The sequence below is a fragment of the Cupriavidus sp. FW306-01-F10A genome (assembly GCF_058782785.1).
Genome location: NZ_JBYSYA010000012.1, coordinates 1 through 18960 on the forward strand (window position 1 = coordinate 1; position 18960 = coordinate 18960).

The 18960-nt window shown below is 67.6% G+C and carries 22 protein-coding genes; 14 read left to right on the forward strand and 8 right to left on the reverse strand.

Translation table 11 applies throughout. The features are described 5' to 3' along the window. The coding region (locus tag AC3WLF_RS18030) for an iron-sulfur cluster assembly protein (protein WP_492319266.1) at positions 1–292 on the reverse strand (292 nt) is incomplete at its 3' end. Positions 293–337: 45 nt separating this feature from the next. Then, positions 338–2248 carry a selenocysteine-specific translation elongation factor gene (gene selB / locus AC3WLF_RS18035; RefSeq protein WP_492358578.1) on the reverse strand — a complete coding sequence of 637 codons (1911 nt, stop codon included), beginning with the start codon at positions 2246–2248 and terminating at the stop codon, positions 338–340. Positions 2249–2767: 519 nt separating this feature from the next. On the opposite strand from selB, the gene AC3WLF_RS18040 reads away from it, so the two are divergent. Then, entirely contained in the window at positions 2768–3766 is a 999-nt protein-coding gene (locus AC3WLF_RS18040; protein ID WP_492319264.1) for a Dyp-type peroxidase, read from the forward strand. A 42-nt stretch (positions 3767–3808) separates the two neighbouring features. Here the strand turns inward: AC3WLF_RS18040 and AC3WLF_RS18045 are convergent, their stop codons facing one another. Then, a complete protein-coding gene (locus AC3WLF_RS18045; RefSeq protein WP_492350899.1) occupies positions 3809–5347 on the reverse strand; it encodes an FAD-dependent oxidoreductase in 1539 nt (512 codons plus the stop codon). A 159-nt stretch (positions 5348–5506) separates the two neighbouring features. On the opposite strand from AC3WLF_RS18045, the gene AC3WLF_RS18050 reads away from it, so the two are divergent. The 5 genes from AC3WLF_RS18050 to AC3WLF_RS18070 all read left to right on the forward strand — a co-directional run bounded on the left by AC3WLF_RS18050 (position 5507) and on the right by AC3WLF_RS18070 (position 9644). Continuing rightward, the gene (locus tag AC3WLF_RS18050; RefSeq protein WP_492319262.1) at positions 5507–6157 is read left to right on the forward strand and encodes a DUF1345 domain-containing protein; all 651 of its coding nucleotides are present in this window, start codon (positions 5507–5509) and stop codon (positions 6155–6157) included. 107 nt (positions 6158–6264) lie between these two features. Continuing rightward, positions 6265–6549, forward strand: a complete 285-nt coding sequence (locus tag AC3WLF_RS18055) for a CppA family protein (RefSeq protein WP_492319231.1) — start codon at positions 6265–6267, stop codon at positions 6547–6549. A 113-nt stretch (positions 6550–6662) separates the two neighbouring features. Further along, positions 6663–7766: a malate/lactate/ureidoglycolate dehydrogenase gene (locus AC3WLF_RS18060; RefSeq protein WP_492319230.1), complete on the forward strand. Its 1104-nt coding sequence runs from the start codon at positions 6663–6665 to the stop codon at positions 7764–7766. 75 nt (positions 7767–7841) lie between these two features. Further along, positions 7842–8750 carry a 2-hydroxy-3-oxopropionate reductase gene (locus AC3WLF_RS18065; protein ID WP_492319229.1) on the forward strand — a complete coding sequence of 303 codons (909 nt, stop codon included), beginning with the start codon at positions 7842–7844 and terminating at the stop codon, positions 8748–8750. A gap of 27 nt (positions 8751–8777) precedes the next feature. Then, entirely contained in the window at positions 8778–9644 is an 867-nt protein-coding gene (locus tag AC3WLF_RS18070) for a DMT family transporter (RefSeq protein ID WP_492319228.1), read from the forward strand. On the opposite strand, the gene AC3WLF_RS18075 is transcribed toward AC3WLF_RS18070, so the two are convergent. Together AC3WLF_RS18075 and AC3WLF_RS18080 are read right to left on the reverse strand one after the other, a co-directional pair. After that, positions 9641–10198 (reverse strand): flavin reductase family protein, encoded by a 558-nt coding sequence (locus tag AC3WLF_RS18075; RefSeq protein WP_492358579.1) that lies wholly within the window; start codon positions 10196–10198, stop codon positions 9641–9643. The two genes, AC3WLF_RS18070 and AC3WLF_RS18075, sit on opposite strands and share 4 nt — an antisense overlap. Beyond that, positions 10195–11373, reverse strand: coding sequence for an acyl-CoA dehydrogenase family protein (locus AC3WLF_RS18080; protein ID WP_492319226.1), 1179 nt, complete (start codon positions 11371–11373; stop codon positions 10195–10197). The genes AC3WLF_RS18075 and AC3WLF_RS18080 overlap by 4 nt, the downstream gene beginning before the upstream one ends. Positions 11374–11519: 146 nt before the next feature. Between AC3WLF_RS18080 and AC3WLF_RS18085 the strand changes: the two genes are divergently transcribed. Beyond that, positions 11520–12524, forward strand: a complete 1005-nt coding sequence (locus tag AC3WLF_RS18085; RefSeq protein ID WP_492319225.1) for an AraC family transcriptional regulator — start codon at positions 11520–11522, stop codon at positions 12522–12524. A gap of 76 nt (positions 12525–12600) precedes the next feature. On the opposite strand, the gene AC3WLF_RS18090 is transcribed toward AC3WLF_RS18085, so the two are convergent. Further along, a complete protein-coding gene (locus tag AC3WLF_RS18090; protein ID WP_010809655.1) occupies positions 12601–12744 on the reverse strand; it encodes an entericidin A/B family lipoprotein in 144 nt (47 codons plus the stop codon). Positions 12745–13011: 267 nt separating this feature from the next. On the opposite strand from AC3WLF_RS18090, the gene AC3WLF_RS18095 reads away from it, so the two are divergent. From AC3WLF_RS18095 to AC3WLF_RS18110, 4 genes are all read left to right on the forward strand, one after another. Then, a complete protein-coding gene (locus AC3WLF_RS18095; protein ID WP_492319224.1) occupies positions 13012–13284 on the forward strand; it encodes a DUF2188 domain-containing protein in 273 nt (90 codons plus the stop codon). 196 nt (positions 13285–13480) lie between these two features. Next, the gene (locus tag AC3WLF_RS18100) at positions 13481–13678 is read left to right on the forward strand and encodes a hypothetical protein (protein ID WP_010809653.1); all 198 of its coding nucleotides are present in this window, start codon (positions 13481–13483) and stop codon (positions 13676–13678) included. Between the two features lie 151 nt (positions 13679–13829). After that, positions 13830–14168: a hypothetical protein gene (locus AC3WLF_RS18105; protein WP_231881494.1), complete on the forward strand. Its 339-nt coding sequence runs from the start codon at positions 13830–13832 to the stop codon at positions 14166–14168. 206 nt (positions 14169–14374) lie between these two features. Then, positions 14375–16636 (forward strand): VTT domain-containing protein, encoded by a 2262-nt coding sequence (locus tag AC3WLF_RS18110; protein WP_492358580.1) that lies wholly within the window; start codon positions 14375–14377, stop codon positions 16634–16636. On the opposite strand, the gene AC3WLF_RS18115 is transcribed toward AC3WLF_RS18110, so the two are convergent. Then, a complete protein-coding gene (locus AC3WLF_RS18115; protein WP_492319222.1) occupies positions 16633–17115 on the reverse strand; it encodes a DUF1579 domain-containing protein in 483 nt (160 codons plus the stop codon). The two genes, AC3WLF_RS18110 and AC3WLF_RS18115, sit on opposite strands and share 4 nt — an antisense overlap. Before the next feature lie 226 nt (positions 17116–17341). On the opposite strand from AC3WLF_RS18115, the gene AC3WLF_RS18120 reads away from it, so the two are divergent. From AC3WLF_RS18120 to AC3WLF_RS18130, 3 genes are read left to right on the forward strand one after another with little or no spacing between them, the layout of a single operon-like run. Beyond that, on the forward strand, positions 17342–17662 hold the full coding sequence (locus tag AC3WLF_RS18120; protein WP_492319221.1) for an ArsR/SmtB family transcription factor: 321 nt from the start codon (positions 17342–17344) through the stop codon (positions 17660–17662). Beyond that, complete coding sequence (locus tag AC3WLF_RS18125; protein ID WP_492358581.1) at positions 17659–18123, forward strand: SRPBCC family protein; 465 nt, start codon at positions 17659–17661, stop codon at positions 18121–18123. Before AC3WLF_RS18120 ends, AC3WLF_RS18125 begins: the two co-directional genes overlap by 4 nt. A 14-nt stretch (positions 18124–18137) precedes the next feature. Next, on the forward strand, positions 18138–18554 hold the full coding sequence (locus AC3WLF_RS18130) for a GFA family protein (protein ID WP_492350903.1): 417 nt from the start codon (positions 18138–18140) through the stop codon (positions 18552–18554). A 13-nt stretch (positions 18555–18567) separates the two neighbouring features. Here the strand turns inward: AC3WLF_RS18130 and AC3WLF_RS18135 are convergent, their stop codons facing one another. Next, entirely contained in the window at positions 18568–18933 is a 366-nt protein-coding gene (locus AC3WLF_RS18135; protein ID WP_340521852.1) for a DUF2880 domain-containing protein, read from the reverse strand. Positions 18934–18960 lie beyond the last annotated feature (27 nt).

Consider the following 18960-nt stretch of genomic DNA (forward strand, 5'->3'; position numbering starts at 1 on the left):
TCACGCCCGGCAGCAGCTTGACCCCGCGCTGCACCGCGTGCGCGACGATCTTCATGGTCACGGCGACGCTGACATTGCTCACGCCCGGCACTTGCCGCACCGCAGCCACCACCAGCTTGCGGATCGGATCAAGCTGGCTCTTCGCGGGGTAGCCGAGTTCGACTTCCAGCGAGACATCGCCGCCGTCGACACGGATATTCCTGGCCGAGCGGGTGGAGACCAGGTCCTTGCCCGTATTGGGGTCGATGACGGTGCGCAGGGCTTCGGTGACCTGCTCAGTGCTGACGCTCAAGACATACTCCGCTGCTGATGAATGTAGGGAGGCAGTCGTCGCCTGTCAAAGCAACTCCAGCCAACGACTGTCCGTGCGCACCATGTGCCGGCCACGGTCGAAGCGTGTATAGCCAACGCGATCGAAGAACTCCAGGACCTGGATCGCACGTTTGCGTCCGAGCCCGGTGGTGTTGCGAAACGCCGCGGCGACGACCGTGCCGGCGTTCCTGCTGGCGTCGGCAGCGGCAAGCAAGGCCAGCTCCCGAATGGCCTCCGGATCGTAGAAGAGATCATGCACGACCTGAAACGTCTCGCCATGACGCGCGAGCTTGCGCATCAGTTGCCGCACCCTGTCCTCCGGCACGCCATGCGCGCTCGCCAGCTCGCGCACCCATGGCGGATCGAAGCGCCCCGCTTTCATGTCCTGCTGCAGTGTCGCGGCAAGCGAGCGATCCGCATCGTCGAGCGTCACGGTGTGCCCGGGCAGGTGCAGCCAGGGGCCGTTCCTGACGATCTCGCCGCGCGCGCAGGCGTCATCGACGATCGCACTCCACAACGCGTCTTGCGCGAGCGGTGCGGCGATCCTGCGCAAACGCGCCACCTCCGGGCCCAGCACATCCGGCGAGCGTTGGTGGAATTGCCGGAGCGCAGTGGTCAGTCGCGCCGCCAGCGCCCGCCACGCCGCGCTCGACACCAGCAAGGCATCGTCGTTCGCAAGTTCGATCACGCGCGTGTCCCGCGGCAGCTCGATTGCCGCCGCCGGCATGCCGCTCAGCCGTTCCAGCAGCGCGCGCGACAGCCCGTTTGGCGCCTGCTCGAGCAATGTGCCAACCGAGCCGGTGTCAAGCATGGCCTGCATCGCGTCGAGCCACGCCAGCCGCGCCGGGGAACGGCGCTTGCGCGCGGGCGCGAACGGATCCAGTACATCGCCGCCGCCGATGGTGCGGCTGGCCTGCGCGTTCCGCACGACAAAGGGATCGCCAGGCAGCGCGCACACAGGCCGCTCGAACACAAGCTGCACGCGCGCGCGCTGGCCGGGGGCAAGCGTCGGGCCATCGAGCAGCGCGACATGCGCCACCTGATGCTGCGTGCCCAGGTGAACATGCATGGGCGCCCAGTGCTCCAGCGCAGGGGCGTCCGGCAACAGGGTCAGCATCACATCGATGCGCACCGACGCCTGCGCCAGGCGCACATCGACCACCCAGTCACCGCGCTCGATCGCGCCCTTGTCGATGCCGGCCAGGTTCAGCGCGCAGCGCTGTCCTGCCCGCCCGGCAGCAGCAGGACGATTCTGCGCATGGATGCCGCTCACGCGCACAGACTCGTTCTTCGGCGCGAGCAATACCCTGTCGCCGACATGGATGCGCCCGGACACCACGGTTCCCGTCACGATCGTCCCCTGCCCGGCAAGCGTGAAGATCCGGTCAACCGCAAGGCGGAACAGCCCGTCGTCGCGCTTCGTTCGCGACGCGGCCGCCGCCGCATGCAGGTGCCGCTTCAACGCGTTCACACCCGGATCGTCGGCGCGCATTGCACAGGTTTCAAAAACCGGTGCGTCTTCCAGCATGCTGCCGCGCCGGAAAGACGCGATCTCCTCACGCACCTGCCGCAGCCGCGCGTCATTCACGCGATCGACCTTGGTCAGCGCAATCGCGCCGCGCCGGATGCCGAGCAGCTGCACAATCGCCAGGTGCTCGCGCGTTTGCGGCATCACGCCGTCATCGGCGGCGACCACCAGCAGCGCGAAGTCGATGCCGCTCGCGCCCGCGGCCATGGTGTGAATCAGCTTTTGGTGGCCCGGGACATCGACCAGGCCGAGCACGTCGCCGTTCTCGAGCGGCACGTACGCATAGCCAAGCTCGATCGAGAAACCGCGCGCCTTCCTTGCCTTCAGGCGGTCGGTATTCATGCCCGACAGCGCCCTGACCAGGCTGGTCTTGCCGTGATCGATATGTCCTGCCGTGCCGACGATCATGGCCGCGTCAGATAGCCCGCCAGCCTGACGTGACGGAGACCATCAGGGACTGTCGTCGGGGTTTCCTCGTCGTGATCATGCATGGTCTCCCCTATCCTTGTTTGAATGGCCGATGAGGCTTGCTGATGCGTGCATCGATGCCGCTGTGCTTAGTGTTCCTGCATCGTTGGAGACAAGATAATTGCCTGGCCACCTAAGGTAAATTCAGCGATTCTTTGCGTGCCTATAAGCGATGCCTTAAGTGGCAGCGAGATGGACAGATTGACCCGAGAGACCTGGCTCAACATGGACATTTTGTCCATCGCGCAGGCCCTGCAGCGCTTGCGGCGCGCCGGACCGCCTGACTTTCCAAGGATGCCGCCACAGGCACAGGCCTTGCTCCAGCTGGCTGGATTGGCAACCGCAACTGACACTTCCTGGCCAGGAGAAAATGAAAGGTCAGAGGCACCACTCAATTCGTGTAGGCTTATGCGTTGAATTCTCTTCCGTCAGCCCGCAAACCGATTCGGTATAACCAACATGAAGAGCCCGATGCCTACAAAGGTTCCCGAACCACAGGCCGTTTCCGGCACGGTCACCCGCAGCGCCATATTCATCGTTGCGACACTCACCGACGGTGACGACCACGCCGACACCGTCCGCGCGTGGTGTGCCGACGTTACCGCCGTCGTGCGCGCGGTTGGCCATCGTTTGCCGTCGGGCAACCTGTCCTGTGTCTGCGGCTTCGGCGCCGACGCCTGGGACAGGCTGTTCGGCAAGCCCCGTCCCGCGGCACTGCACCCCTTCCGGGAGTTCGGCACCGGCGATCGCGTCGCCATCGCCACGCCGGGCGACCTTCTGTTGCACATCCGCGCCGAATCGATGGACCTCTGCTTCGAGCTTGCCACGCAACTGCTCGGCAAGCTTGGCAATGCAATCCAGGTTGTCGACGAGGTGCACGGCTTTCGCAACTTCGACATGCGGGCGTTGATCGGCTTTGTCGATGGCACGGAGAATCCGGCCGGACGCGAGGCGGTCGATTTCACGGTGATCGGCGACGAGGATGCCGAGTTTGCCGGTGGCAGCTACGTCATCGTGCAGAAGTATCTGCACGACATGGCCGGGTGGAATGCCCTTCCCGTGGAAACGCAGGAACTGATCATCGGGCGCAAGAAGCTGTCCGACATCGAACTGGACGAAGAGGTCAAGCCATCGTCATCGCACAGTTCACTGACCACGCTGGTCGAGAACGGGCAGGAGGTGAAGATCCTGCGTGACAACATGCCGTTCGGCCGCCCGGGCGCGGGCGAGTTCGGCACCTACTTCATCGGCTACGCCCGTTCGCCCGCGCCGATCGAGAAGATGCTCGAGAACATGTTCGTCGGATTGCCGCCCGGCAATTACGACCGGCTGCTCGATTTCAGCAAGGCAGTCACCGGTAGCCTGTTCTTTGTCCCGTCGGCCGACCTGCTTGAAGGACTTGCGGACCGCGAAGCCCCTGCTGCCCGATCGCTCAAAGGGAGCCGCCAATTTGAATAACCTGCACCGCGCTCGCAGGCGCGCGCGGCCACGGTCAGTCGATCACGCCCCGGTTCCTGTCGCCTGCTGCTCGATCGCGACCTCCGCCCGAAGACTCGCCAGATCGCGCCCGACCGTGGCAACCGCAAGCCGCTTGTCCTTGTTCCAATAGGTCACCGTGCAGTCATGCGCGGCGGGATCGCCGTCGACATCGAAACGATCCCATTGCTCCGCATGGCCCACGTAGTTGATGGCCACATCATAGTGCTGGGTCCAGAAGAAAGGCACTGCCGCAAAGCGTTGCCGCTGTCCCAGGATATTTCGCGCTGCCACCACGCCCTGGCGCTCGGCGACCACCCAGTGTTCGACGCGGATACGCTGGCCCGTTCCCGGGTCGGGCCAGCGCGCAATATCGCCCGCGGCATAGATGCCAGGTTCGCTGGTCTGGAGAAATTCATCGACCGCCACGCCCTTGTCCAGCGCGAGGCCGGCGTCCTGCGCCAAGCCCACGTCGGGGCGAACGCCGATCCCGGTCACGACCAGGTCGGCGGCCAGCTCCGCGCCGGTCGACAATCTCACCCGATCCGGTTGAATCTCTGCCACCGTGGCCCCGAGATGGAACGTTACCCCGTGCGATTCATGAAGCGCCTTGATCATGTCGCCGAGCGTCGCGCCCAGGACCCGCTCCATCGGATGCGCTTCGGGCGCGACAACATGCACTTCCAGTCCTCGCGTTCGCAGCGCCGCCGCGACTTCCATCCCGATAAAGCTTGCGCCCACCACGACGCATCGGCGTGCCATGCCGAGACGCGCGATCAAGGCGTCGCAGTCGGCCAGCGTACGGAGCACGCTCACGTGCGGCAAGGTTGCGCCAGGAACGTCGAGCCGTATCGGCACGGCACCGACGGCAAGCAGAAGCGCGCCGTAGCTCACGTTGCTGCCATCCGAGAGCGTGACGGATTTTTGCGCGGGGCTGAGCTTGACGACACGGTTGTTAGAGCGCACGTCGATGTCGTGATCCGCGTAGAACGTCGGTGGCCGCATTGGCAGCCAGTCCGCGTTTGCTGTCCCGGCGAGGTAGTCTTTCGACAGATTCGGCCGATCGTACGGCAATGAGCGATCGGCGCTCAGCAGCGTGACTGGGCCGCTATAGCCTTCGCGCCGCAGGGTTTCGACCGCGGCAGTCCCGGCGGCGCCGCCGCCGATGATCACCACGGATTCAGGGAGTCGGGCCGAGGCAAGCCTCGGTGGCCGCATCGCCGGCAGCGCTTCGCGGACGAAGGCCTTCCCGTCTTGCTGTTCCACGCGCCAGCATTTCAGATCGTCCTGGGCGGGCGGCCCGAGGACCTCGCCGGTGCGAAGACTGAAGCAGGCGTGATGCCACGGACATCGGATCGTGTCGCCGACCAGCAGGCCGTCCGCCAGTGGCGCGCCATAGTGGGTACAGGTCGCACCGATGGCAAACAGTTCATCAGCCCAACGCACAAGCAAGACCGGCTTGCCGCCAACCTGGCCTGTCACCATGCCGCCGTCAGCAATGTCAGCCAGCGGCACGCCCTGGGCGAGATCGGGCTTATCCGTGGAGGAAGAGCTTTTGGTCATGGCGTCTCTCCTTGCCGGTCATGGCACAGGGCCATTATCGACCTCGATGCCGCCAAATGAAAGGCGCATGCAGCGTTACAAACTGCGCGACGGCACGGATATTATTCACGGAAGACCAGCCTCCTTTCCTGACGAAGGGTCATCCGGATGAATACCCCCATGAACAGACCCGCCCGCTTCGCTATCGGCAAGCGCATTGCACCCGCACGCTTTCTGCTGTGCGGCGCCATATTGATCGTTGCGACCGTTGCCGCGGGTGCGCTCGGCGCGGAGCCACGCATCGCCCTGCTGATCGGTTTCGATCTCGCGGCCCTTGTCTTCCTTGGCGCCGCGCTGCCACTGTTGCGCGCCGATCCTGCTGCCATGCGGCGCACGGCGGAACACAACGATGCCAACCGCACAGCGCTGCTCACGATCACGGTGCTGCTCTCGATGGTGATCCTGGTCGCAATCGGTACGCTGATCGCGCGCCCCGAGACACCGCACTGGGCCGACATCGCGCTGATCGTCGCCACGCTCATCCTGTCCTGGCTTTTTGCCAACACCGTTTTCACGCTGCACTATGCACATCTCTACTATCTCCAGACCGCTACCGGCGACCAGGGCGGGCTGCAGGTGCCAGGCGTGCAGCACCCCAGCTATTGGGACTTCCTCTATTTCAGCTTCACGCTGGGCATGACTTTCCAGACTTCTGACGTGACCATCGCCGGCGCCCACATGCGCAGGGTGGTCCTGGGCCACTGCGTGGCCGCGTTCCTTTTCAACATGGGGATTCTGGCGTTCACTGTGAATGCCCTGGGTGGCTTGTAGTCGACTTGGCCGTGCGCCCGAAGTGTTCCTGGACAAACTCCTTGCGTCCCGCTGGATACTGTATATATTTACAGTACCTGTATGGATGAACAGTAGGAGTCCCGTCCATGGAACACCTGATCCGTGTGCAAAACGACTATGACCGCCAGGTGCTGGCCTGGCTGCGCGGGCGCATCGGCGATGCCGCGCTGCAGACCGCGGCGCTGCGCCTGGGCGGCCAGCGCAAGCCTTACCTGTCAACGATCTGCCGCAGCCTGGGCATCCGCCCGCCCAGCCGCCGCCAGTTCGCGGCCGAGGCGGCGCGCATGCACCGCGCAGTAGGCGATACCTACCTGGCCCGTATCCGCGAAATCCTTGGCCAGTCACCTGCCGAAGCTGTGCTGCGCCAGTAAGCAGTAGCCGATCACCGGCCATGCCGGCGCCACCGGGCTCGCGCCGGCCGTATCATGAAGCCCCGTTGCCGTCACACGGCACGGGGCTTTTTTCATCCCTAGCCAAGGCCGATATGAGCGAACACCGCATCCCTACCGCCGCCCTGCACCAGTGGGTGGCCGATCTCTGGCTTGCCGCGGGCAGCAGCACGCAAGAGGCGAGCCTGACGGCCGACCACCTGGTCGGCGCCAACCTGAGCGGGCATGACTCGCACGGCGTCGGCATGATCCCGCGCTATGTGCTGGCCTGGCAGGCCGACGAGCTGCAGCTGAACCAGCAGGTCAGCGTGCTGCACGATGCCGGCAGCATGCTGAGCCTGGACGGCAACCGCGGCATGGGCCAGGCGGTGACGGCGCAGGCCATGGACATGGCCATCGGCCGCGCGCGCGAGCATGGCGTCTGCGTGATGGGCCTGCGGCAGTCGCACCACCTGGGGCGCGTGGGCCACTGGGCCGAGCAGGCCACCGCCGCCGGCATGATCTCGATCCACTTCGTCAACGTGCTGTCCAAGCCCATCGTGGCGCCGCACGGCGGCTACGATGCGCGCTACGGCACCAACCCGTTCACCATCGGCGTGCCGGTGGCGGGCGAGCCGCCGCTGGTGCTGGACTTCGCCACCAGCGCGATCGCGCTGGGCAAGGTGCGCGTGGCCCACAACAAGGGCGTGCCGGTGGCGCCCGGCTGCCTGCTGGACGCGCATGGCGAGCCCAGCGCCGACCCTGCCGTGATGTACCCCGCCGACGGCGCGCCGCCAGGCGCGCTGCGGCCTTTTGGCGAACACAAGGGCCATGTGCTGGCCGTGATGTGCGAGCTGCTGGGCGCCGCGGTCACCGGCGGCCACACCATCCGCCCCGAAACGCTGCGGCATCAGCATGCGGTCTGGAACAACATGCTGGCGATCGTGTTCGATCCCGCACGCCTGGGCACCAGCACGTCATTCGGGCATGAAGTGGCGGCGTTCGCCGACTGGATGAAGGCGTCGCGGCTGCAGCCGGGGCAGGATGGCATCCGCCTGCCGGGCGAGCCCGAACGGGCCTGGCGCGCCGCCCGCGCCGCCCATGTCCCGGTTGACGCCGGTACGCTGGCGCAGCTGGACGATGCCGCCGCGCGGGTGGCGGCCGCGCGCGCCGGCGCGCAGCCTGCGCCGGGGCCGCTGTCTGCGCTGGCGTGCGACTGACTATCATCAGAGATGAACCCGGCGTCGTGCGCGACGCACGGCCGGCCTCGCGCCTGACCACTACCGGACACTGACATGAGCAAGATCGGCTTTATCGGACTTGGTGTGATGGGCAAGCCCATGGTGCAGCACCTTGTCGACGGCGGGCATACCGTGTTCGCCCATACGCGCAGCGGCGTGCCGCAAGACCTGCAGGACGCTGGCGTGAATGCCTGCGCCAGCGCCGAGGAGGTGGCGAAGCAGTCGGAAACCATCATCCTGATGCTGCCTGACACGCCCGACGTGGAGCGGGTGCTGTTTGGCGAGAAGGGGGTCGCTGACGGCCTTGCCGACACGGCAGGCGGCGTTACCGTGATCGACATGAGCTCGATCTCGCCGATCGCCACGCGCGAGTTCGCGCGCTGCATCGAAGCGCTCGGCGCCGACTATATCGATGCGCCGGTCTCCGGCGGCGAGGTCGGGGCCAAGGCGGGCACGCTGTCGATCATGGCCGGCGGCAAGCAGGAAGTATTCGACCGCGTGCTGCCGATCCTGCAGCTGATGGGCAAGAACATCACGCGCGTGGGCGAGGCCGGCGACGGCCAGGTGGCCAAGGTGGCCAACCAGGTGATCGTGGCGCTGACCATCGAGGCGGTCAGCGAAGCGCTGGTGCTGGCCGCCCGCGCCGGCGCCGATCCCGCGCGCGTGCGCGAGGCGCTGATGGGCGGCTTTGCCAGCTCGCGCATCCTGGAAGTGCATGGCGAACGCATGATCAAGCGCACCTTCGACCCGGGCTTCCGCATCGCGCTGCACCAGAAGGACCTGGAACTGGCGCTGTCCACCGCGCGCCAGCTCGGCGTGGGCCTGCCCAACACGGCGTCGTGCCAGCAGCTGTTCAATGTCTGCAGCGGGCTGGGCGGCGCGGGCTGGGATCATTCCGGACTGGTCAGGGCGATCGAGCACCTGTCCTCGTTCGCCATCGGTGACGAACCGCCCGCAGCCTGAACCACGCAGCCGCCGCCGCCCCGCCGCATGCCGCGCGCGAACACCGTGGTGCTGACCGCGCTGGCGATGCTCGCCTTTGCCGGCAATTCACTGCTGTGCCGGCTCGCGCTGAAAGGCACCACCATCGACGCGGCCAGCTTTACGCTGGCCCGCGTCGCCGCGGCGGCGCTGGTGCTGTGGGTCATCGTCGTGGCGCGGCACCAGTTGGTGCGCACGGTCGTGGCGCAGCGGCTGCCGCAGGTGGAAGGCAACTGGATCTCCGCGCTTGCGCTGTTCTGCTATGCCGCGGCCTTTTCCTTTGCCTATGTGCGCCTCACCGCGGGGACCGGCGCGCTGCTGCTGTTCGCGGCGGTGCAGGCCACCATGACCGGCTATGGCCTCTATGCCGGCGAGCCCATGCGCTTGCAGCAATGGATTGGCCTGGCCCTGGCGCTGGCCGGGCTGGTGTGGCTGTTGCTGCCGGGGCTGGCCACGCCGCCGCTGCTGTCCTCGCTGCTGATGATCGCGGCCGGCATCGCGTGGGGCGTTTATTCGCTGCGCGGCAGGCGCGCCGCGGATCCCGCTTCCACCACCGCGGGCAATTTCCTGCGCGCGGTGCCGATGGCGCTGGCACTGGGTGCGGTGATGCAGGCGCAGCGTTCACTGGACGGCGCTGGGCTGGCCTATGCGCTGTTGTCCGGCGCCATCACCTCCGGGCTGGGCTATGTCATCTGGTATGCCGTGGTGCCGCAGCTGAAGGCCGCCACCGCCGCCACCGTGCAACTGAGCGTGCCGGTCATTACGGCGGTAGGCGGCATCGCGCTGCTCGGTGAAGCCCTGAGCCTGCGGCTGGCATTGAGCGCTGCCGCGGTGCTGGGCGGCATTGCGCTGGTGATCGCGGGCAAGCGCGGCTAAGGCGCTGGTACGTCAAACCCGCCTGCGTGGAACACCAGCGGCGCGCCCGGCGTCGATCCATAGGCCACCACCTCCACGACAAAGATCACGTGGTCGCCCACCACGCGCACCGAGTGGTGCCGGCAGTACGCCAGCGTGCCGCCGATCAGCACCGTGCCGAACGGCCCGGGGCGGCAATCGACGCCCGCGAAGCGGTCAGCACCGCGCGCGGCGAAGCGCCGGCACAAGGCCTGCTGCCCGCTCCCCAGCACATTGATCGCGTGGCAAGGCGCCGCACGCAGCGCCGCCAGGCTGCCGGAGCTGCGTGCCAGGCACCACAACAGCAACGGCGGTGCGAGCGACACCGAGGTAAAGGCATTGATCGTGACGCCGACCGGCTGGCCGTCGGCGTCCGCGGCCGTGACGATGGTGACGCCCGTGGCAAACTGCCCCAGCGCATCGCGCAAGGCCCGCCGCGCCGCGCCGTCGTGGCTGATGGCGCGGGCCGGGTCGTCCTGGCCGCTGTCGTTGCAGGCTTGCGTGTCATACGGCAGCGGCGCCAGGGCGGGGATCATTGCGCGGCAGGCCGCACCTCGCCGGGCGGCGCGTCGAGATCCAGCCCCAGTGCCATGCGCCCTGCGTACTCCTGCTGGGCACCGGCCTGCAGCGGATGGAAGCGCGCGCCCTGCGCATCGCGAAAGCGCCGCTCCAGCCCGGCATCGCGATAGAAGCCCGCGCCGCCGGCCAGGTCCATCGCCGCCTCGACCGTTGCCAGCACCGCGCGCGCGGCCAGCGTGCGGGCACACATGATGCGGTTGGTGGTGACCGCGCCCGGCGCCTGCCCCGATGCCGCCGCGAACATCGCATCCAGCGCCAGCTGCGCGGCATCGGCCTCGTTGCACAGGCGCCCGGCGGCTTCCACCGCATGCGCGCTCAGGCGCCGCTGGCGCGCCAGCTGCAGCGCGATATCGCGCGCGGCCTCGGCCACGCCGACGTAGACCGCATAGATCAGCGGCAGCGCGATCATCGCCACCGTATGCATCATCGGATGCCACACGCCTTGCGGGCGGCGGGCGGCAATGGCGGTATCCGGAACCAGCACGCCTTCCAGCAGCACATCGTGCGAGCCGGTGCCGCGCATGCCCAGCGTGTGCCAGTTCGACAGCACGCGTACGCCCGGCGACTTCATCGGCAGCGCGAAATGCAGCACCGTGGGCCCGGTCTCCGGATCGTCATGGACGGCGCAGGTCATGAACAGGTCCGCCGCCGGCGCGCCGCTGGCGAAGATCTTGCGCGCATCCACGCGATAGCCGCCATCCACGCGCGTAGCCTTGCCGCTGCCCTGCAGCCAGTCCGAACCGCCGCTGCCCAGCAGCACCATCTGCTCGCCCGCCACGCGCTTGAGCAGCCCCTCCACCGGCGCTTGCTGATTGCGCCAGCGCCACGCGGCCGTGGCCACCGGGTGGGTGTGCATGGCAAACGCCAGCGCGGTCGATCCGCAGTACTTGCCCAGCTCGCGCAGCACCGCGCCCAGCTCCTGGTGCGACAGCCCGGCGCCGCCAAGTTCCTGCGGCACGGCCGCGGCAAAGAAGCGGTGCGCGCGCAGGTCGTCGTAGTTGGCGCTGACGAACTGCCCGCTGGCATCGATCTCTGGCGCGCGTGCGTCGAAGGTGCGGCCCAGGGTCGCGGCCAGGCCGAGCCAGTCGGCCTGTGCGCCTGCGCTGGCATCCGCTGCGGAAAGGGTTTCCATGGTGTTGTCTCCGGCTAGTCTGATACGTGCGCTGCGGCGTTGTATGGCGCCAGGCACGGTGCTAGTATCGGAGCCCGGTCCCCTTGCCCGTATGATCGGGCGTCCGGCTTTCTTGCGCGAAACACCGGATCTGGAGGAATGTGACCATGGATGCCTTGTCCGACCTCTTGCGCGCCGTGCAGCTCAGCGGCGCCGTGTTCCTGAACGGCGAGTTCAAGTCGCCGTGGTGCCTGATCAGTGAAGCGGATGCTGAATTGCGCGCCGCCTTCCTGCCCCGCGCCGACCGCGTCGTCTCCTACCACCTGATTACCGAAGGCGTCTGCTGGGCGCGCCTGGTCGACGGCACCGGCCCGGGCCTGCGCGTCGACACCGGCGAACTGCTGGTGGTGCCGCAGGGCGAGCCGCACGTGCTGGGCAGCGACCTGCGCCTGCAGCCACTGCCATCCGCTCCGCTGGTGTACGACATGCTGCGCAACAGCCCGGGCGAGGTCATGCGCGTGTCCTACGGCGGCGGCGGCGAGACCACGCGCATGGTGTGCGGCTTCCTGGGGTTCGACGACACCATGGGCAACCCCTTGCTGACGTCGCTGCCGCGGCTGTTCAAGGTGGGGCTGGGCAGCGGGCTGGAATCGGCATGGCTGGCGTCGGCGCTGGCCTTTGCCACGTCTGAAGCGGCGGAACCGCGTGCGGGCACCGCCACGGTGCTGGCCAAGCTGTCAGAGCTGCTGTTCGTGCAGGCAGTGCGGCGCTGCATCGACACCCTGCCTGACAATGAAAGCGGCTGGCTTGCCGCCCTGCGCGACCGCTATGTGGGGCGGGCGCTGTCGCGCATGCACGCGCGGCCGGCCTACCCGTGGACGGTCGATGAGCTGGCGGGCAACGTGGGCCTGTCGCGCTCGGCGCTGGCGCAGCGCTTTACCGACCTGCTGGGGCAGCCACCGATGCAGTACCTGGCGCACTGGCGGCTGCGCTCCGCGGCCGCCGAACTGCGCAGCGGCAACCGTTCCATCAGCGAGGTCGCGGGCGCGGTCGGCTACGATTCCGAGGCCGCGTTCAGCCGCGCGTTCAAGCGCGAGTTCGGCCTGCCGCCCGCCAGCTGGCGCCGCAACCACCTCGATGCGGCGCAGGCCCCGGCGGCGGCCGCACATTGAATTCGCCGTGGCAAAGACAACGGCCCGCGTCACCAGACGCGGGCCGTAGCAATGCCAGGGCGGCAGGCAGCGGGACTTACATCTTCTGCTTGGTGCTTTCCGCCGCGCCTTGTACCTTCTCGCCGCCGCGCTCGATATCCTTGCCTGCGCCGGCCATGGTGTTGCAACCCGTGACCAGCATCACGCCAGCGAGGGCAAACAGTGCAAATAGCTTTCTCATGACGATCTCCTTGCTTCGTGTGGATGCGGCATGCGCCGCCAGGATGGAGTGGATCGGAATGGCTTGGGACCGGGCAGCCGCTTGCCCGACCGGCAATTGGATCGTAGCAACGCACCGCAGCGCAAAAAGTCGGCTTTCGTCCTACCGGGATGTCAGCCGACGGCGCGACCGGCGGTCACCGCGTGCGCTTGTAGGACATCGACGGATACCCGCGGCGGCGCCGTCGCTTAAAAATCAAGAGTCAGCCCACGCCCTCCGGAGAACACCATGACGTCACGCAGCATCCACGTGCTTCCCGCCGCAACCGACAACGCCGAATACGCCGGCGACGGCGGATGGGCACTCACCATCGAAGGCCTGGAGAACGGTGGTGACGACACCGCGCTGCATTTCCCGACCCAGGAAGCTGCGATCGCGGCCGGCTGGATGCGCGCGCGCGAGGATGGCCTGCCGTTGTGCATCCACGGCCGCGATGGCCTGGTGCGCGAACGCAAGATCTATTGCCGGGACGCACGCGGCACCGCCCGCATCGGCTTCTGACCACCCCGGCCACCGTCAACGGCCGGTTCCCCCTGTATCCCCCGGGCCCGCGGCGAACGCGGGCCACAACAATCCATTGCGGGAAACACATTGAGTGAAATCAATGTGTTACGCCTGCGCTCGTGAAAGCTACGGGTCTGTCACCGATACTGGAACCAAGGCAGCACGCCATTATCCAGGACCAACCGAGACCCCCATGCGCCTGTTCCTCAGGTACCGCCCGCTGGACATCTATCCCGACCCGATCGACGCCAGGGTTGCCGAACTGCACGAACTTGCCGAAGACATCCATGCCAGGCACGCACGCAAGTGGCGCCGGCATGGCACGATGCTCACCCCGCGCGACCGCGCGGATCGCAGATTTCCGACCGGCGACCCGGAAACGCGGCATTAACCTAGGGACGATTCCTCTCTCTGCGCTAGGAAATGTGAACAAGTGTCATATCCGGTTGGCAAGGATATGACCCCTGCGAAAGAATGGGTACCGTACGCGGCGGGCTCGATTGGCGAGCCCACCGCTGTACCCTTTTTCCTGACGCAGCGAAATGAATCGAACCACCCGGGAATGCGTGATGGCGTTGATTTCCAGCCTGCGTGCCAAGGGGCCCATGCCCCGGCACCAGCTTGCCGCCGCCAGCCGCCTTAACGCCGCGGAACTGACGCGCGCGCTGAAGTCCGCCCGCCAGATGGGCGTAGTGGCCTACGCCGGCGAGCCTGAATCGCCGGCAGAGGCCGATACCCCGCTAGTGCTGACCGGCCGGCCCTTGCCGCCGCCGCGCCGCGTGGCACCGGCACCGCGCGAAAGCAAACCGCATTTCGAGCCGCTGCTGGATGTCTGGGGCATTGCGCGCCCCACGGCGCTGCGGCGCGGCCATCCGTCGTAGCGTCTTCGCCGCATGCCGGGGTCTTCCGACCCGCCCGCGCCGGCATGCCGTTCTTACAAAGGCAGGTAAAGCGCACACGCGCCTGAGCCGCCCACGGCTCGCCCTTGTCCCCCGGGGCACCGCCTGCACGCCTGGGCCAGCCCACTTGCCGCACCGGTACGGAACTTGCGCGACGTTTCTGGCTGAACCTCCCCGAAGCGTGCGACATGAGGCAACGCAACCCGCCCGGCACCACCGCGTCTCCCGCCACTGGCCCTCCGCATGATCGCCAGGCCCCGGCCGCCTTTACGCCGGAGCCGGGGCGCAACTGTTGGCGCGTCGAGCCCTGCCAGCGCTTTGCCATGCTGGTCGACGCCGACGCCTACTTCCGCGCGTTGCGCGAAGCGCTGCCGCGCGCCGAGCACACCATCTTCATCCTGGGCTGGGATATCGACAGCCGCATGGAACTGGTGCCACAGGGCGCACAGGACGGCCTGCCAGCGGGCCTGCGCGACTTCCTGTGCGCGCTGGCGGACCAGCGCCCCGAACTGCGCATCTATATCCTCAGCTGGGACTACGCCATGGTGATGGCGATGGAGCGCGAGTGGCTGCCGTCGGCCAGCGCGCACTGGCAGGCGCACCGGCACCTGTCGTTCCGGCTTGACGGCAACCATCCCCCCGGCGCCTCGCACCACCAGAAGGTAGTGGTGATCGACAACAAGCTCGCCTTTGTCGGCGGGCTGGACCTGACGCTGCGCCGCTGGGACGACAACCACCATGCCCCCGGCGCGCCGCTGCGCATGGCCGAAGGCAAGCCCTACCCGCCCTTCCATGACGTGCAGTGCGCGCTCGACGGCCCTGCCGCGGCGGCGCTGGGCACCCTGTGCGCGGCGCGCTGGCTGCGCGCCAGCGGCAGCGAGCCGCGCCCGGTTGCGGCCACCTCGTCAGACCCGTGGCCGCCAGGCCTGGCACCGGAACTGACCGATGTGCGCGTCGCCATCGCCCGCACCATGCCCATGTGCGAGGACGAGCCCGGTGTCAGCGAGATCCGCATGCTGCTGCACGATGCCATCGCCTCGGCCCGGCACAGCATCTACATGGAGAACCAGTACTTCAGCTCCCGCGAGATCGCCAACGCGCTGGAGGCACGGCTGGGGCACGAGGATGGCCCCGATATCGTGCTGGTGTCGAGACGCAACGAGAGCGGCTGGCTGGAAGCGCACAGCATGGGCGTGCTGCGCGCGCGCCTGTACCGCCGCCTGCGCGCGGCCGACACGCACGAACGCTTCTGCCTGTACTGCCCGTCGATTCCCGGCCTGATGCCCGAATGCGTCAATGTGCATAGCAAGGTCACGGTGATCGACGACGATCTCATCACCATCGGCTCGTCCAACCTCAGCAACCGCTCGCTGGGGCTGGATACCGAGTGCAATGTCGTGGTGATGTCGGGCGGCGACGCGCGCGTGCAGGCGGCCATTGCCGGCATGCGCGCACGGCTGCTAGGCGAGCACCTGGATGTGGCACCTGAAACCTTCCAGGCCGAGGTCGCCGCCACCCGCAGCGTGCTTGCGGCCATCCGCAACCTGCAGCGCGCGGACGGGCGCTCGCTGGAAGCCTACGAGCCGCCGTTGCCGGACGATGTCGATGCCGCTTCGCCGGCGGCCAACCTGCTGGACCCGATCGAGCCGATCGACAGCGACCAGGTGCTGGCCGAGTTCGTCAGCCATGAGGCACGCCCGCGCGTGCTCGGGCGCGTCGGGATGATGGTGGTGCTGGCGCTGCTGCTGGCGGGGCTGGCATTTGCGTGGCGCCATACGCCGCTGCGCGAATGGGCGGACTTCCGCGCACTGCTCGGCGTGGTCGAGCAGCTGGACGAGATGCCGCTGGCACCGCTGGCGATGATGGGCGTCTACCTGGCCGGCGCGGTGACAATGCTGCCGGTGACGCTGCTGATCCTGCTGACCGTGGTCATATTCGGCCCGCTCTACGGCGCCGCGCTGGCGCTGTGCGGCACCGTGCTGAGCACCGTCGCAGGCTACCTGGCCGGCCGCTTGCTGGGGCGCAATGCCGTGCGCCGCTTTGGCGGCAGGCGGCTGAACCGGGTCAGCCACCAGCTGGGCAAACACGGGGTGGTGGCAATGGTGGTGCTGCGGCTGGTACCGATTGCACCGTTCGCGCTGGTCAACCTGGTGATTGGCGCATCGCGCATCAGCCTGCGCGACTGCCTGCTCGGCACCGCGCTGGGCATGCTGCCCGGCATTGTGGTCGCTGCCTGCCTGGTGAACCGGGTCGCCGCCGCGGCGCGCGATCCGGGCCTGTTCACGTTCGCCTTGCTGGCGCTGGTGCTGCTGGTGCCGGCGTCGCTGCTGCTGGTGCTGCGCCGCCGGCGCAGGCGCCATGCCGAGGGTGGCGCCGCGCGTCCGCACGACGATCCGCCCGGCCCCCGCGGCCGGCTGGCACGGCTGGCGGCACTGCGCCGCCAGGCCTAGCGCTGGCGGCGATAGCCGGCGTTCATGAACTGGGTCCACTCGCCGTTCTCGCCCAGCATGTAGGACGTCAGCGTGCGGTGGTCGTCGTCGGTGAAGGTGATCACGTCGCGGTACTGGGCCATGCGGCCATTGCCGGAGCAATCCGGCCCCTCGGCACGCAGCGTCAGTTGCTGGCCGCCGGTATCGAGGTCGCCTTCATAGATCCACAGGTGGGTCATCATCGAGCCGATGAAGGTCCCGACGAAATGCTTGCGGGCAGGATCGTAGCCCAGCGTCATGACCGTGGTGGACGGGCCGCAGCCGGGCATGTCCCCCTGCGTCACGCACTGGACCCAGACGTCGCCGACGCTGCTCACGCGCTCGGGGATCTCCCACTTCTGCACTGGCTGGTCCGGCCCCATCGATGCCTCGCCTTCGGCGATCCAGTTGCCCACCAGCCGTTGCAGCCAGCGGTGCTCCTTCTGCGCTTCGGTCTTCATTCGCGGTCTCCTTGGGTTGCATCCACGAACGTTTGTGGATGCCGTACACATAGCCTAGCAAATGAAATGGACGGCGTCCACTTTTGTCTGCGATCTACTGCGCTGCGTTGGCCTGCCACCGCATCGCTTCAAGCCAACAACCGCGCCGCACGCAGAGCGATGCGCTGATTGACATGCAGGTATTTACCTGCATATACTCCCCTCACGCACAAACACAACGGACCGGATGGACGCTGACAAGGTTTTCAAGGCGCTGGGCGACCCGACACGCAGAAAGCTGCTCGACCTGCTGTACGAGAGGAACGGGCAGACGCTGGGCGAGCTCTGCGAGCACCTGAACATGGCGCGGCAATCGGCCACCCAGCACATCGGGATCCTCGAGGCGGCCAATCTGGTGAGCACGGTCCGGCGTGGCCGGGAGAAGCTGCATTTCATCAACCCGGTGCCGCTGCACGAGGTCTACGAGCGCTGGGTGCGGAAATTCGAACGTCAGCGGCTCAGCCTGCTGCACGACCTGAAGAACGAACTCGAAGGAGATCCGCAATGACCCAGGAGAAAACCAGCTTCGTTTATGTGACCTACATCCGCTCGACGCCGGAAAAGGTGTTCGAGGCCATCACGAAGCCGGAGATCGCGCGGCGCTACTGGGGCCACGAGAACGTCTCCGACTGGAAGCCCGGATCGGCCTGGGAGCACGTGCGCGCCAACGAGCAGCGCCTGGTCCAGGTGGTCGGCAAGGTCGTCGAGGCCGCGCCGCCGACGCGCCTGGTCATCACGTGGGCGAGCCCCTCGCAGGCCGCCGATCCTGCCAGCTACAGCCGCGTGAGCTTCGACATCGAGGCATACGAGGAGATGGTCCGGCTGACCGTCACCCACGACGAACTGGAGGCCGGCAGCGGGATGGCCAAGGGCGTCAAGCAGGGCTGGCCGATCGTCCTTTCCAGCCTGAAGTCCCTGCTGGAAACCGGGCAAGGCATCGATGTCTTCGCCAAGCCGAAGGCGGCCTGAACCGGGAGTTGCTCATGACCCAGCCCTACACCGGCGGATGCGCGTGCGGCGCGATTCGCTACGCAACCAGGCACGCGCCCGTCTTCCAGAACCACTGCCAGTGCCGCGACTGCCAGCGGCGCAGCGGCACCGGGCATGGCTCCTACCTGACTTTTCCCGCGCGCGCCGAGATGACCATCACCGGCGAGGCGACGCACTGGGAGGTCGCGGGCGACAGCGGCAACGTGAAGGTCCACGCCTTCTGCCCGGCGTGCGGCACGCCGGTCTTCCTGCGCTTTGCCGCAATGCCGGAGCTGATCGCGGTCCACGCGGGCAGCCTGGACGACCCGGACCGCTTCATGCCGCAGGTACTCACCTACAGCGTGCGCGGGCCGGCGTGGGACGCCATCGATTCTTCGTTGCAGGCATTCGAGCGGATGCCGGCCGGCTAGTGCCAGGCAGGCCCTAGTGCTGCGGCAGCCTGACCTTGGGCACCACGAACTGGTTGCCCGGGGCGCGCAGCACGTCGCACTGGACCTTGGCCTTGCGCACGGCGCCGTCCTGCGCCAGGTATTCGACGTCGGCCACCACGCTGTAGGCGTCTTCGGCCACCTTGCGGGTCTTGCCGCCGACCCACTTGAAGCTGGCGGGATTGGGCAGCGCTGCCTTGACCGCCTTCATGCAGGCGACCGGGGCCTCCGGGGCCTCGTCCTTGCCGCGCGGCTTTGGCGCTTCATCCTGCCCGGCGGCCAGCGCCGCCGACGCGCACGTGACCGACAACGCCATCACCAGCGCGGTGGACAGGGAACGCGGGAAAAGCGGCGAAAGCATCTTGGACTCCTGGGCTGGGGCAGAACT